This is a genomic window from uncultured Tateyamaria sp. (genome assembly GCF_947497045.1).
Taxonomy (GTDB): domain Bacteria; phylum Pseudomonadota; class Alphaproteobacteria; order Rhodobacterales; family Rhodobacteraceae; genus Tateyamaria.
Genome location: NZ_CANMEU010000001.1, coordinates 618,657 through 632,509 on the forward strand (window position 1 = coordinate 618,657; position 13,853 = coordinate 632,509).

The 13,853-nt window shown below is 58.8% G+C and carries 14 protein-coding genes and 1 pseudogene; 8 read left to right on the forward strand and 7 right to left on the reverse strand.

What is annotated here, in order from left to right; all coding sequences use genetic code 11:
- The 3 genes from Q0859_RS03285 to Q0859_RS03295 all read right to left on the reverse strand — a co-directional run bounded on the left by Q0859_RS03285 (position 1) and on the right by Q0859_RS03295 (position 2,319).
- Entirely contained in the window at positions 1–210 is a 210-nt protein-coding gene (locus Q0859_RS03285) for a hypothetical protein (RefSeq protein WP_299147470.1), read from the reverse strand.
- 120 nt (positions 211–330) lie between these two features.
- Entirely contained in the window at positions 331–1,506 is a 1,176-nt protein-coding gene (gene rlmN / locus Q0859_RS03290; protein WP_299147471.1) for a 23S rRNA (adenine(2503)-C(2))-methyltransferase RlmN, read from the reverse strand.
- Positions 1,507–1,806: 300 nt separating this feature from the next.
- The gene (locus Q0859_RS03295) at positions 1,807–2,319 is read right to left on the reverse strand and encodes an invasion associated locus B family protein (RefSeq protein ID WP_299147472.1); all 513 of its coding nucleotides are present in this window, start codon (positions 2,317–2,319) and stop codon (positions 1,807–1,809) included.
- A 206-nt stretch (positions 2,320–2,525) separates the two neighbouring features.
- Here Q0859_RS03295 and Q0859_RS03300 point away from each other — a divergent pair, with 206 nt between their 5' ends.
- Positions 2,526–3,518 carry an asparaginase gene (locus tag Q0859_RS03300; protein WP_299147473.1) on the forward strand — a complete coding sequence of 331 codons (993 nt, stop codon included), beginning with the start codon at positions 2,526–2,528 and terminating at the stop codon, positions 3,516–3,518.
- 70 nt (positions 3,519–3,588) lie between these two features.
- Here the strand turns inward: Q0859_RS03300 and serB are convergent, their stop codons facing one another.
- Complete coding sequence (serB, locus tag Q0859_RS03305; protein ID WP_299147474.1) at positions 3,589–4,467, reverse strand: phosphoserine phosphatase SerB; 879 nt, start codon at positions 4,465–4,467, stop codon at positions 3,589–3,591.
- 157 nt (positions 4,468–4,624) lie between these two features.
- Here serB and Q0859_RS03310 point away from each other — a divergent pair, with 157 nt between their 5' ends.
- From Q0859_RS03310 to Q0859_RS03320, 3 genes are all read left to right on the forward strand, one after another.
- A complete protein-coding gene (locus tag Q0859_RS03310) occupies positions 4,625–5,764 on the forward strand; it encodes a phosphoserine transaminase (protein WP_299147475.1) in 1,140 nt (379 codons plus the stop codon).
- 91 nt (positions 5,765–5,855) lie between these two features.
- Complete coding sequence (serA, locus tag Q0859_RS03315) at positions 5,856–7,451, forward strand: phosphoglycerate dehydrogenase (protein ID WP_299147476.1); 1,596 nt, start codon at positions 5,856–5,858, stop codon at positions 7,449–7,451.
- Between the two features lie 66 nt (positions 7,452–7,517).
- Positions 7,518–8,246, forward strand: coding sequence for a metallophosphoesterase family protein (locus Q0859_RS03320; protein WP_299147477.1), 729 nt, complete (start codon positions 7,518–7,520; stop codon positions 8,244–8,246).
- A 1-nt stretch (position 8,247) separates the two neighbouring features.
- Here the strand turns inward: Q0859_RS03320 and tdh are convergent.
- A pseudogene (tdh, locus tag Q0859_RS03325) lies at positions 8,248–8,385 on the reverse strand (L-threonine 3-dehydrogenase); the annotation flags it as partial.
- A gap of 307 nt (positions 8,386–8,692) precedes the next feature.
- On the opposite strand from tdh, the gene Q0859_RS03330 reads away from it, so the two are divergent.
- On the forward strand, positions 8,693–9,058 hold the full coding sequence (locus Q0859_RS03330; RefSeq protein ID WP_299147478.1) for a DDE-type integrase/transposase/recombinase: 366 nt from the start codon (positions 8,693–8,695) through the stop codon (positions 9,056–9,058).
- 268 nt (positions 9,059–9,326) lie between these two features.
- Here Q0859_RS03330 and ubiB read toward each other — a convergent pair whose 3' ends face one another.
- Together ubiB and ubiE are read right to left on the reverse strand one after the other, a co-directional pair.
- Complete coding sequence (ubiB, locus tag Q0859_RS03335; protein ID WP_299147479.1) at positions 9,327–10,859, reverse strand: 2-polyprenylphenol 6-hydroxylase; 1,533 nt, start codon at positions 10,857–10,859, stop codon at positions 9,327–9,329.
- Positions 10,860–10,869: 10 nt separating this feature from the next.
- Positions 10,870–11,616 carry a bifunctional demethylmenaquinone methyltransferase/2-methoxy-6-polyprenyl-1,4-benzoquinol methylase UbiE gene (ubiE, locus tag Q0859_RS03340; RefSeq protein ID WP_299147480.1) on the reverse strand — a complete coding sequence of 249 codons (747 nt, stop codon included), beginning with the start codon at positions 11,614–11,616 and terminating at the stop codon, positions 10,870–10,872.
- 87 nt (positions 11,617–11,703) lie between these two features.
- On the opposite strand from ubiE, the gene mutM reads away from it, so the two are divergent.
- The 3 genes from mutM (at position 11,704) to rpsT (ending at position 13,819) form a co-directional block, all read left to right on the forward strand.
- The gene (gene mutM / locus Q0859_RS03345) at positions 11,704–12,555 is read left to right on the forward strand and encodes a bifunctional DNA-formamidopyrimidine glycosylase/DNA-(apurinic or apyrimidinic site) lyase (RefSeq protein WP_299147481.1); all 852 of its coding nucleotides are present in this window, start codon (positions 11,704–11,706) and stop codon (positions 12,553–12,555) included.
- A gap of 63 nt (positions 12,556–12,618) precedes the next feature.
- Positions 12,619–13,395 (forward strand): enoyl-CoA hydratase, encoded by a 777-nt coding sequence (locus Q0859_RS03350; protein ID WP_299147482.1) that lies wholly within the window; start codon positions 12,619–12,621, stop codon positions 13,393–13,395.
- Positions 13,396–13,555: 160 nt separating this feature from the next.
- Positions 13,556–13,819 carry a 30S ribosomal protein S20 gene (rpsT, locus tag Q0859_RS03355; protein ID WP_299147483.1) on the forward strand — a complete coding sequence of 88 codons (264 nt, stop codon included), beginning with the start codon at positions 13,556–13,558 and terminating at the stop codon, positions 13,817–13,819.
- Positions 13,820–13,853: the final 34 nt, after the last annotated feature.

Genomic DNA, 13,853 nt, shown 5'->3' on the forward strand with positions numbered 1-13,853 from the left:
TCAGGCGGCGATGCTGGGCAATACGCACACTTCGGTGCGGTGGGGCAGTGTTTCGACCATGTCGCCTGCGTCCGTTTCGCGGATGGAAAAACCGTAGCCCGCAAGGCGGTGCTTCCATTCGCGGCGCGACAAGGCAATCTCGCGTTCGCGTGTGACAAGATCCACGATTCGAGCGTGGGCAAATTCATCCTTGTTCGTAATAATCGACATGGGTATCTCCAATTCCTCATTCCCTGAGGATCACCTTGTCGTGCCTCCGTGGCATCAATCGTTCGTGATTTGGAAATTATTGAGGCCAATTGTGGCAAAGCCGGGAACAATGGCAGCCGCCTATCCTAATCCGGCCTCTTGCGCGATCTGGGCACGGGACTTGCGGGCCCGCTCCGTCGCGGACTTCAACTGCCCGCAGGCCGCCATGATATCCTCGCCCCGCGGTTTGCGGATCGGGCTCGCATATCCCGCCTTGTAGATGATGTCGGCAAAGGCACGAATGCGATTGTTGGATGAGCGAGTATAAGGCGCACCGGGCCATTCATTGAACGGGATCAGGTTGATCTTAGCCGGGATACCATCGATCAGCTTGATCAGGCGGCGTGCGTCCTCGTCCGTATCATTCACCCCATTCAGCATCACATATTCAAACGTGATCCGTTCCGAATTCGACACTTTGGGATAGGCACGCAAGGCCTCCAGCAGTGCCTCGATATTCCAGCGCTTGTTGATCGGGACCAGCTTGTCGCGCACCTCGTCGGTGGTGGCGTGAAAGGATACCGCCAGCTGACAGCCAATCTCGGCAGCGGTGCGTGCAATCTCTGGCACAACGCCACTGGTCGACAGCGTGATACGGCGACGCGACAGCTGGATGCCCTCGGCGTCCATCGCGATCTTCATCGCATCGCGCACGTTCTCAAAATTATACAGCGGCTCACCCATGCCCATCAACACGATGTTGGACAGCAAACGGGTTTCGTCCTTGGGCGCACCGGGGATGGGCCATTCCTCAAGATCGTCGCGGGCCATCATAACCTGACCGACAATTTCTCCAGCCGTGAGATTGCGCACCAGCTTTTGAGTGCCCGTATGGCAGAACGAACAGGTCAGCGTGCACCCGACCTGAGACGAGATGCACAGCGTGCCGCGCCCCTCTTCGGGAATGTAGACAACTTCGACTTCATGCCCACCGGCGATGCGGACCAGCCACTTGCGGGTGCCGTCTTCGCTCACCTGCTTTGACACGACCTCGGGGATTTCAATCACAAATCGCTCGGCCAGTTCAATGCGATAGAACTTGGACAGGTTTGTCATCACATCAAAATCACGCACGCCCCACTGGTAGATCCACTGCCAGATCTGGCCGACACGCATCTTGGCCTGCTTTTCGGGCGTGCCATTGGCGATCAGCACATCGCGCATCGCATCACGGGTCAGACCGACAAGGTTCACAGGCCCCTCCGGCAGCTTGCGGGGGATCGTCAAAACATCCTGGGTGATCGGCGCGTCAGCCATGGCAAAGGTCCAGATAGGTAAGGTGATGCGCCCCTATATATGAAAGGTGCAGGCAATCACAAAGGGATTCGCCAAATGAAATAAAGCGACGGCATTGCACCATCGCGTCTTCATCTTGCCAGAAAAACTCTGGGGTCTGGGGCAAAGCCCCAGTCAGTCGTTACTCTGTCACAATCAGATCTGGACCCGGACAACCATACAGACTCGGCAAGGGGCCGCGCAGATCCCAATGGGCTGAAATACAAAGCGACCGTGCATCTCTGTACAGTCGCTTCTGCATGTTTGACTTTGAAGGTGGCCCTAGCCGCCGCAGCGACCTTCGGCATCCTCGACAGCGGCCGTAAAGCCCAACAAAGAGAACGTGTCCTTGGTCGTCGTGCCCCGGCTCGACACGCCGGTAACGATGGCATCCGAACCGCGTTTCATAGCGGTGACAATCTTGGCGTCATCAGCAACGGTTGCAGGCCACGCCCATTCCCCATCCGTAAACAGCTCAAACTCATTGCCGCTGATGTTTATGTTTACTGTTGATCCAGACCGGAAGGGATATCCGCCGGTAAAGGCGACTTGCCCTTTGGCTTGGGCACTTGGACGATAAAAGACCATCAACAGGATTTGGCCACGGGTCGCCGCCACGACGCGGCCCTCGCGGGTGTTCACCGTTTCCTTGGGTGTTGCGACACCCCAGCATTCGGTCGGATTGTCTTCGACAAACACGCTCCAGTCGGTTTTGGCGGCCACTCGGTTCGTGCTCTGATCCTGGGCAAAAGCTACCCCGGACATAAGCGACAACGCGCCTACGACGACGGCCATGCCCCGCAATATTCTAGATGTCATTCCCATAGTCACAGCCTCCAAGCTGTAAGTAGCCTCAATACCTGCACCGCCCCAAGGCACGCCTTTTTCAGCGCATTCTCTTGCAAGAGCGGCATTTCTTCTCGACAAGTGGCACATTAGCGCGAAACGCGCGACGCAGGAAAGATGAATTGGCGAGTTTTCGCGCAACTGTGAGGGAAAAGATGACGCATCCGGCCCATGACGCTGTAACGCTCGCCGAAATATGGCGCGGACCGTTCCTTGAAAGCGCGCATTTGGGGCACGCGGTGATCTGCGATGACAGCGGGCAGATCGTACGGGCCTGGGGCAATCCTGACGCGGTGGTGTTGCCGCGCTCATCCTCAAAAATGATTCAGGCCCTGCCCCTGATCGAAAGTGGTGCCGCCACTGCGCACAACCTCATGCCCGAGCACCTCGCGCTGGCCTGCGCCTCGCATCAGGGAGCCACGATCCATTCGAAAAAAGTCGGCGCGTGGATGGACCACCTTGGACTAGGCGATGATGATTTCCGATGCGGCCCGCAACCCTCTCGGGACGACGACGTACACCACGCGATGATCCGCGCACACGAAGCGCCCTGCCGCATTCACAACAACTGTTCCGGCAAGCACGCAGGCTTTCTGACCTTGTCGAACCATCTGGGCGCAGGCCCGGAATATGTCGATCCGTCCCATCCTGTGCAGCAGGCCGCCCTTGAGGCATTCGAGCGGATGACAGGGGAAACCTCTCCCGGTTTTGGCATTGACGGCTGTTCCGCCCCGAACCACGCCTGTACCCTGCACGGTATGGCGCGCGCCATGGCTAAATACGCAGCCGCCCCGGATGACAGCCCCCAGGGACGGCTGCGAAACGCGATGGCCCGGCATCCCGATTTGGTGGCCGGCGAAGGGCGCGCCTGCACCCGCCTGATGCGCGCCATGGCCGGGCGTGTCGCAATCAAGACCGGGGCCGAAGGGTACTTTGTCGCAATCCTGCCAGATCAGAAAATGGGTGTCGCCCTCAAGGTCACGGACGGAGGCACGCGGGCCAGCGAATGCGCCATCGCCCAAATCCTTGTCAAACTCGGCGAACTCGACCCTGATCACCCGGAGGCGCTGGCCTATACCAACGGTCCCATCCATAACTTCGCGGGCCTGCACACAGGATACCTCCGCGCCGCGCCGACGCTGCTTTAGGCGAACGACACATCCGCCTTACCCACTTCTTTTGACCAAAAATACCGCGGGGTCTGGGGCTGTGCCCCAGTCATCCCTCAATAAATTCAGACCGCGCATAGCCCTGCAAAAACAGCAGCGCAGTCAAATCCCCAAAATTCACCCGCACATCACATTGCGCAGCAACACTCGGCTTGGCATGCAGCGCAACCCCAATCCCTGCGCGGTGCAACATGCCCAGATCATTGGCTCCGTCCCCAACAGCCAAAACATCCGAATCGCCAAGGCTCAAGCGGGTCGTAATCTCCTCCAGCGCATCGACCTTGGCCTGCTGCCCGAGGATCGGCATTCCGACCTCACCCGTCAAAATACCGCCCGACGAAAGCAGCGTATTGGCGCGGTTCTCGTCAAAGCCCAAATCCGCCGCGACTGAGGATGTAAACGCGGTAAACCCACCCGACACCAACGCGGCATAGGCCCCATCCGCCTTCATCGTCGCCAACAAGGTCGCACCACCCGGCGTCATCGTAATGCGGTCACGCAGCACATCCGCAATCACACTTTCAGGCAGACCGGCCAGCAACCCGACACGCTCGACAATGGCCGCTTCAAAGTCCAGCTCACCATTCATCGCGCGGGCGGTGATCTCCTTTACCCGGTCCCCGACACCGGCCACGTCCGCCAGTTCGTCGATGCACTCTTGCTGGATCATGGTGCTGTCCATATCGGCAATCAGCATCCGCTTACGTCGCCCTTCAAACGGCAGCACGACCAGATCGACGCCATGGTCCTGCATGTCGCCCCAAACCTCCCAGCGATTGTCGGGAATGGCGGGCAAGGTGAATGCCGCAGCCTCATCAACCGCCAGCCACTGCACATCCCTCCCGCCCCAAGCGTTGCGCAGCGCGTCCGCCATCGCTGGGTTCAGCGACGGGTGGGCGGGGTCCGTCAAAAGCGTACACACAAACATGGGCAAGTTTCCGAAAGGCGACGGGTATGTCGCAAATAAATCAACAAGCGGCGCTATAGCCCCCAAACGTCGCTTGCACCACCCCGCCCGGCGGCGTACGTCCGGCAGTGGGACACCCTTCCCCAACGAAGGGCGATTATCTGTAAGGATACCAGACATGGCACTTCCACAACCGGGCACACGCCCGAGCAATCCGCGCTTTTCCTCAGGGCCTTGCGCAAAACCCCCCACACATGAACTGACCGCCTTGGCCGACGCCCCGTTGGGCCGCTCGCACCGTGCCGCTGTCGGTAAGGCCAAGTTGAAACAGGCCATCGATAACACCCGCGAAATCCTCGGTGTACCGGCGGATTACCGCATCGGGATCGTGCCAGCCTCGGATACGGGTGCCTATGAAATGGCGATGTGGTCCCTGCTTGGGGAACGGCCTGCCGAGATGGTCGCGTGGGAGAGCTTTGGCGCAGGCTGGGTCACGGATGTGGCCAAACAACTCAAGATTGACCACACCGTCCACACCGCCACCTATGGCGAGATCGTGGATATGGCAGCGCTGAATTACGACCACGACGTCTGCTTTACCTGGAACGGGACAACCTCGGGCGTACGCATGCCAAGTGGTGAGGCGATCCCCGCCAACCGCACCGGGCTGACGCTGTGCGATGCGACCTCGGCAGCCTTCGCGATGGATTTGCCGTGGGACAAGTTGGATGTGACGACCTTCAGCTGGCAAAAGGTACTGGGGGGCGAGGCGGCGCATGGGATGCTGATCCTCTCGCCGCGCGCGGTCGAACGGCTGGAAAGCTACACCCCGCCATGGCCCATGCCCAAGATTTTCCGGCTGACCAAAGGCGGCAAGCTGATCGAAGGCATCTTTAAAGGCGAAACAATCAACACGCCCTCGATGCTGGCGGTTGAGGATTACCTCTTTGCGCTCGATTGGGCGAAATCCGTGGGCGGGCTGCCGGGGCTGATCGCGCGGGCGGATGCGAATACGCAAGCCATCGCGGACTTCGTCGCGCAACACGACTGGATCGAAAATCTGGCAACCGACCCGGCGACCCGGTCTACGACCTCGGTCTGCCTCAAGTTCACCGACAAGCGGATCACAGACGGGGCAGCCTTTGCCAAGGCGGTCGCAAAACGCCTCGCGGATGAAAACGTAGCCCTCGATATCGGCGCCTACCGCGACGCGCCCCCGGGCCTGCGCATTTGGTGCGGCGGCACGGTCGAGACGTCGGACATCGAGGCCATGCTGCCATGGCTCGCCTGGGCCTTTGAGGCCGAAATCAACGCATAAACCTTGGCGGAGGACACCTCCGCCTTACCCAATCCCCTTTTTCGCAAGGCGGACGTGTCGTCCGCCATCGCTCCATCAAAGGACCACAGCAATGGCCCCCAAAGTACTCATCTCCGACAAGCTCTCGGAAGCCGCCGTTCAAATCTTCAAAGATCGCGGGATCGAGGTCGATTTTCAACCCGACCTCGGCAAGGACAAAGACAAGCTCGCCGCAATGATCGGCGACTATGACGGCCTCGCCATCCGGTCAGCCACGCGGGTGACGCCGACGATCCTCAAGAACGCGACCAACCTCAAGGTGATCGGGCGCGCGGGTATCGGCACCGACAACATCGACAAGGATGCCGCCAGCAAGAAAGGCGTGATCGTGATGAACACGCCCTTTGGCAACATGATCACGACCGCCGAACATGCCATTGCGATGATGTTCGCCGTTGCACGGCAAATCCCCGAAGCCTCCGCCTCAACCCATGCGGGCAAATGGGAAAAGTCGAAATTCATGGGCACCGAACTGACCGGCAAGACGCTTGGGGTCATCGGGGCAGGCAACATCGGTGGCATCGTATGCGACCGCGCACGCGGGCTCAAAATGAAGGTGCTGGCCTTCGACCCGTTCCTGGGCGAGGAAAAAGCCGCCAAGATGGGCGTCGAAAAGGTCGAACTCGAAGATCTGATCAAGCGCGCCGACTTCATCACACTGCACGTGCCCAAGACGGAACAGACAGCCAACATGATCACCGCCGAACGGATCGCGATGATGAAACCAGGTGCGCGGATCATCAACTGCGCCCGTGGTGGCCTTGTGGACGAAGTTGCCCTGGCCGAAGCGCTGAAATCCGGTCATGTGGCGGGTGCAGCATTCGATGTATTTGCCGAGGAACCAGCCAAGGACAATCCACTGTTCAATCTGCCCAATGTCGTTGTCACCCCGCACCTTGGGGCCGCCACAACCGAGGCACAGGAAAACGTGGCCCTTCAGGTGGCAGAGCAGATGGCAAACTATCTGCTGACAGGCGCGGTCGAGAACGCGCTGAACATGCCCTCCGTCACGGCAGAAGAGGCCAAGGTGATGGGCCCTTGGGTGAAACTTGCCGGACATCTCGGGGCCTTCGTGGGCCAGATGACGGATGAGCCGATCAAGGCCATCAACATCCTCTATGACGGGTCAGTCGCAGATATGAACCTTGATGCGCTCAACTGCGGTGTGATTGCGGGCATTATGAAACGCGCCAATCCAGACGTGAACATGGTCAGCGCGCCCATCATCGCCAAGGAACGTGGTATCCAGATCTCGACCACGAACCAAAACAAGTCAGGCACGTTCGATGGCTATATCAAGGTCACCGTGGTGACGGACAAGCGCGAACGCTCGGTTGCGGGCACGGTGTTCAGTGATGGCAAGCCGCGCTTCATCCAGATCAAGGGCATCAACATTGATGCCGAGATTGGGGCCAACATGCTTTATACCACCAACGAAGACGTACCCGGCATCATTGGCCTGCTTGGCAACACGATGGGCAAGAACGGCGTGAACATCGCGAACTTCACCTTGGGGCGTGCCGCCGAGGGCGGTGAGGCGATTGCACTTTTGTATGTCGATCATCCGATTCCGGGCGATGTGCTGAAAACACTGGACGGGACGGGGATGTTTACTCAGGTTAAACCTCTGGAATTTGACGTCGCCTGACACAGTATTGTCCTAAGGCGGAGGACACCTCCGCCTTACGGCACATCGCTTTTGCAAGGGAATCCCATGACCAGTCCGATCTATGCCATTGGCGACATTCATGGGCAGTTGAGCAAACTGGATCAGATCTTGTCTCTGATCGAAGAAGACGGTGGGGCCGATGCGCAGATCGTCTTTCTCGGCGATTATACGGATCGCGGCCCTGACAGCCGTGGCGTGATCGAGCGGCTGATCGAAGGGCGTGACGCGCATCGCAACTGGACCTTTATCAAAGGCAATCACGACCGCATGTTTGAGTGGTTCATGCAAGACCCACTTCGACACGACCCTTATCTGATGGTTGAACTGTACTGGCTGCATCAACGGCTGGGCGGCGATACGACACTGGCCTCTTATGGCGTGGATGCCAGCGGCCAGCGGCGGGAAAAAGACGTGCATGCCGAGGCACGCACCGCGGTTCCCCAAGCCCATCTCGACTTTCTGGCGGAATTGCGCATCACGCATACCGTCGGCGATCTGATGTTTGTCCACGCAGGCATCCGCCCCGGTGTCCCTCTGACTGATCAGACCGAAGAGGACATGATCTGGATCCGCCAGCAGTTCCACACCTATACAGGGCCACACCCCAAACTGATCGTGCACGGACACACACCCATCGACCGGGCTACGCATTATGGCAATCGGGTGAACCTTGATACGGGTGCCGGATATGGCAAACCCCTTACAGCAGCCGTGTTCGAAGGGGGGCAGGTGTGGACGCTGACCGAAAACGGGCGTCAGGCGCTGACACCCTGACCTAGCGCCAATTCAGTACGACCTTGCCCGATGATCCGCCTTTCATTGCGGCAAACCCGGCCTCGAAATCCGCCATATCAGAGCGGTGCGTGATCACGTTCGACACGTCCAACCCGTTTTGCAGCATAGCGATCATCTGAACTATTGCATTAGTCGGTGGTGTTGTTCGTTTTGGGCTTTTGAGATTGAGCAAGCCACACAAATCACCGTTCAAGCACCACCGTTTTCCGCACGGCATCATCCTTTGCGCTGTACGGTAGTATTTGCGATATCCGCTGTCATATCAAGACGTTGTATATTTGCTGGCTGAGCGCGACATCAGTGTGGATCGATCCACGGCTTACCGTTGAGCTTAGAAGTTTGGATCTGAACTGACCAAGCGGACCGAGAAGCATCTGCGCCGAGCCAGCGTCGATTGGCATGTTCCCTCTCAGGCATTGCAAGCAATGCCCTGTCGGGCGAGAGACCAGACCTACATCCGCGCAGCCGGACGGTGGTGCTATCTATGGCGGGCAGTCGATGCGAACGGTCAGATAATCGACTTCCCCCTCACCGCCAGACGGGATGCGAAAGACGCCAAAGCCTTTCTCAACAAAGCGATCGAGCGTGCGCGCCTGCACCAGCCCGTAACAATCGGGACCGACAAAGCACCGACCTATCGCCGCGTCATTCGTGAAATCAATCACCGATATGACCCTCATTTTGATAGCATCCGGTACGTCGACAAAAAATGGCGCAACAATTTGATTGAGAGTGATCATGCAGCTACGAAACGACTGCTCGACTGCCGACAGAGCGTCCGGTCCTTGTGATTGGCCAAAGCTACTTTGAGCAGAATAGAGACCACTAGAACAATCAGACGCGGCCACATCTATCACAAACAACCAGGTGTTCGGGGTGAAATCCGATTCATCTCTCAACTGTTTGCAACCGCATGATCCAGCGCATCAACACCACACACACACGCCATCAACCGACTAATGCAACAGTCCCCATTGAACCCCTTGCGTAATGGCCAGTGCCGGACCGGGGGTTTTTCACCCCCGGACCCCCGAACGGTATTTTTGGTCAAAAGAAGAGTCAGACAAGCGCTTCGACAATGAGCGTGAGTGCGCCACCTGCCAGTGCGCCCACGCATCCGGCCAGCACCAGCCAGCGCCAGAAGCCGCGTCGTTTTTCGGGGACGGGATTTGATTGTGCAATCAGAGCCTGTTCGACAAGACGTGGCAGGCGCGGACCAAAGCGGGTGAGGACGCGTGCGGTTTTGTAAAGATCGCTGACCACCGCCTTGGGCCCGATGGATTTCTGGATGTAATCGGTGACAACGGGCGAGGCGACCTGCCAGATGTTCGTGTTTGGATTGAGCGAGCGTGCGACCCCTTCGACCACAACCATGGTCCGTTGCAGCAGGATCAGTTCGGTGCGGGTTTCCATACCGAAGCGTTCGGTGACCTCGAACAGATAGCTCAGCAGCCGCCCCATCGAGATTTTGGAGGCATCCATTCCAAAGATCGGTTCGCCCACGGCGCGCAATGCGCGCGCAAATTCGTCCACATCCTTGTCAGCAGGCACATATCCCGCCTCAAAATGCACCTCGGCGACGCGTTTATAGTCCTTGCGGATGAACCCGAACAGGATCTCTGCGTAGACCCGGCGCGTGTACTCGTCGATATGCCCCATGATCCCGAAATCATAGGCGATGATATCCCCGTTCGGTGCGACCTTGAGGTTGCCCTGATGCATATCTGCGTGGAAATATCCGTCTCGTAGAGCGTGCATCAGAAACAGCTTCAGCACCCGCTGCGACAAATCCACCCGATCGTGTCCCGCCGCATCAATCGCCGCATTGTCCCCCATCGGCACCCCATCGGCCCATTCCAGCGTCATCACCCGACGCGCGGAATGTTCCCACCGGATCCTGGGCAATGTGAACCCGTCATCATTGGCTGTGTTGGCTGCGAATTCACCCGCAGCCGAAGATTCGAGCCGCAAGTCCAGCTCACCCTGCACGACACCATCAAAGTGTTCGATCACCTCCATCGGGCGCAAACGGCGCGCGCCCGGGGCGAAAATATCAACGATACGAGCCGCGAGGTAGAACGCGTCGACATCCTTGCTGAATGCGCGTTCGATACCGGGGCGAAGCACTTTGACTGCGACCTCTTCCCCTGTCTCCGCGAGTCGGGCCTTGTGGACCTGCGCAATGGACGCCGCCGCCACCGACGCACTGAACTCGGAGAAAATGGCATCCGTAGGTTGGCCAAGCGCGCGTTGGACTTCGTCCTTGGCCTCCTCGATAGAGAAGGGGGGCAGTTTGTCCTGAAGCACGCGCAATTGCACTGCCAACTCATCGCCAACCACATCCGGCCTTGTCGACAGAACCTGTCCAAATTTGATGTAGGCAGGGCCCAGGGCGGTGAGCGCGCGGGTGGCGGGCGGCATGGAGGGGTCGCCCTTGTAACCGAGGAATTGGAAGGGCTTGCCAAGTGCCTTGGCCACGAAGCGCAGGGCGGGCGGGGCCTCAAACGCATCGAGCACGAGGTTCATCGCCCCGGTCCGTTCCAGCGTTGCGCCCGTCCGGATCAGACGGATGATGTTGTGAGGTCCTCTCATCCGTGCGGCCTCAGATCTTCCAGCCCGAATGCAGCGCGGCAACGCCCATGGTCATATTCCGGTACTTGGCCTGCTCAAACCCGGCGGCGCGGATCATGCCAAGAAATGTGTCCTGATCCGGGAATTTGCGGATCGATTCCACAAGGTATTGGTAGCTTTCGCGGTCATTGGCGATCATCTGGCCCATGCGGGGGATCACGTTGAAGCTGTAGAGATCGTAAAGTTTCTGCATGCCCTCATTGGGCAGTTGCGAGAACTCAAGCACCATCAGCCGCCCACCGGGTTTGAGCACGCGGTAGGCCTCACTCAGTGCCTCTTGGGGGCGGGTGACGTTCCGGATACCAAAGCTGATGGTGTAGACGTCAAAGCTGTTGTCCTCAAAAGGCAGCGCCATGGCGTCGCCCACAACCCAGTCCAGACTGTCGGCCATCTTGCCCGCTTCGGCCCGTTTGCGCCCCTCGACCAGCATCGGTTCGGTCAGATCAAGCACGGTGGCATGCCCACGGCCAGCCCGTTTCAGGAATTTGAAGGAAATGTCGCCCGTACCACCGGCCACATCGAGCAGTCTTTGACCGGCACGGGGGGCAAGCCAATCCATCATCGCCTCTTTCCAGATACGGTGGATGCCGACGCTCATCACATCATTCATCACGTCGTATTTTGAGGCCACGGAATCAAACACACCACGCACCCGGCCCGCCTTTTCACTTTCGGGCACGGTTTCGAACCCAAAATGGGTGGTTTTGTCATCACTCATGGTGCGCATCTTTCTCATCTGTCAGGCCTTGTTATAGAGCGCGCGCGGGCATACACAACGTAGCCCTTTTGACGCAGGACCAATGCCATGCCCGAACTGCCCGAAGTTGAAACCGTGCGCCGCGGGTTGAGTCCGGCAATGACAGGCGCGGTGATCAAGCAGGCGGATATAAACCGGCCCGATCTGCGCTGGCCGTTTCCGCCCGGTATGGCAGACCGGCTGACGGGCCAGCGGGTGCTGGGGCTGCGGCGGCGGTCGAAATATATCCTCGCCGACCTCAGCGGGGGCGAAACGCTGTTGGTACATCTTGGGATGTCGGGGCGGATGCTGGTGTCTGGCGATCCGCTTGGGGTCTTTGTGCATGACCATCCCGCAGCACAGAAGCATGACCATGTGGTGCTGCATATGGACAATGGCGCGCGCATCACCTTCAACGATCCGCGCCGGTTCGGGGCGATGGACCTGATGGACACGGCCACTTCGGATCAACACAAGCTTCTGGCGGTGCTGGGGCCGGAGCCGCTTGGCAATGACTTCAATGAAACCCACCTGATTGACGCGTTCAGAAACAAGAACAGCCCTGTCAAATCCGCACTGCTCGATCAGAGAATCGTTGCCGGGCTGGGCAATATATATGTGTGCGAGGCCCTGTTCCGTGGCGGCATCTCTCCGGCACGCAAGGCGGGAAATATCGGCAAGGGGCGGGTCGCCGCACTGGTCCCGATCATCCGCGAGGTGCTGTCAGAGGCGATTGAGGCAGGGGGATCATCGCTGCGGGATTTCCGCCAAGCCGATGGAGAGCTTGGATATTTTCAGCACAGCTTTGACGTGTATGGGCGCGAAGGGGAGCCATGCCGGACCGCTGACTGCCCCCACACAATTGCCCGGATTGTCCAAGCAGGGCGGTCGTCATTCTATTGCCGGTCGTGTCAAACTTGACTTGAAACGGGGGCACCTCATGGTAATGCTCGCCCCCTGACGACAACAGATGAAAGCAATCCCATGGCCTATGAGACGATCATCGTCGAAGTAGAAGACCACATCGCAAAGGTGACGCTGAACCGGCCCGATGCGTTGAATGCGCTGAACGATCAGTTGATGAGCGAGCTTGCGGAGGCGATGAGCGCGGCTCAGGCCGACAGCAAAGTGCGCTGCATCGTGATCACTGGGTCGGAAAAGGCTTTCGCCGCCGGGGCCGATATCGCGATGATGAAGAACAAGACCTATGTCGAGGCCTTTACCGAAGATTTGTTTGGCCCAGAAACCGATGCGATCGTACGGGTGCGCAAGCCGGTAATTGCTGCGGTGTCCGGCTATGCCCTTGGTGGGGGATGCGAGTTGGCGATGATGTGTGATTTCATCATCGCCTCGGATACAGCCAAGTTCGGGCAACCCGAAATCAACCTTGGGGTCATGGCCGGAATCGGGGGCACACAGCGCCTGACCCGCGCCGTGGGCAAAGCCAAGGCGATGGATATGAACCTCACAGGCCGTTTCATGGACGCAGAAGAGGCCGAGCGCGCCGGGCTTGTCAGCCGCGTGGTCCCTGCCAAAAAACTGCTCGACGAAGCGATGGGGGCCGCTGCCAAAATTGCGGAAAAATCCATGATCTCGACCATGGCCGTCAAGGAGGCCGTCAACCGCTCGTTCGAAGTGCCGCTGCGCGAGGGGCTGCTGTTCGAGCGGCGGGTGTTCCACTCGCTATTTGCCACCGAAGATCAGAAGGAAGGGATGGCCGCCTTCCTTGAAAAACGCGAAGCGCAGTTCCGGGACAAATAGGGTACCGATCCAGCCTCTTCATCTTGCAAAATAAACTCCGGGGGGCCCGCAGGGCGGGGGCTGGCCCCCTCCAGGGTCGACATGGCTTGACTCGGTTTGCGGACGGACATAAAGACGCCACTTCTGAAACTACCGCACCAATAGATTGGGACGAGATAATATGGCAAATTCGCCTCAGGCCAAAAAGCGGGCCCGTCAAAACGAAAAACGCTTTCAAGTGAACAAGGCGCGTCGCTCGCGCATCCGCACCTATCTGCGCCGTGTCGAAGAGGCGATTGCCTCGGGTGACAAAGACGCAGCAGGCACCGCACTCAAGGCCGCTCAGCCGGAATTGATGCGGGGTGTGACCAAGGGTGTTTACCACAAGAATACAGTGGCGCGCAAAATGTCGCGCCTGTCGGCCCGGGTCAAAGCGCTGGGCTAAGACACGCACCGCGTGAATTTCAAAGCGTCGCATT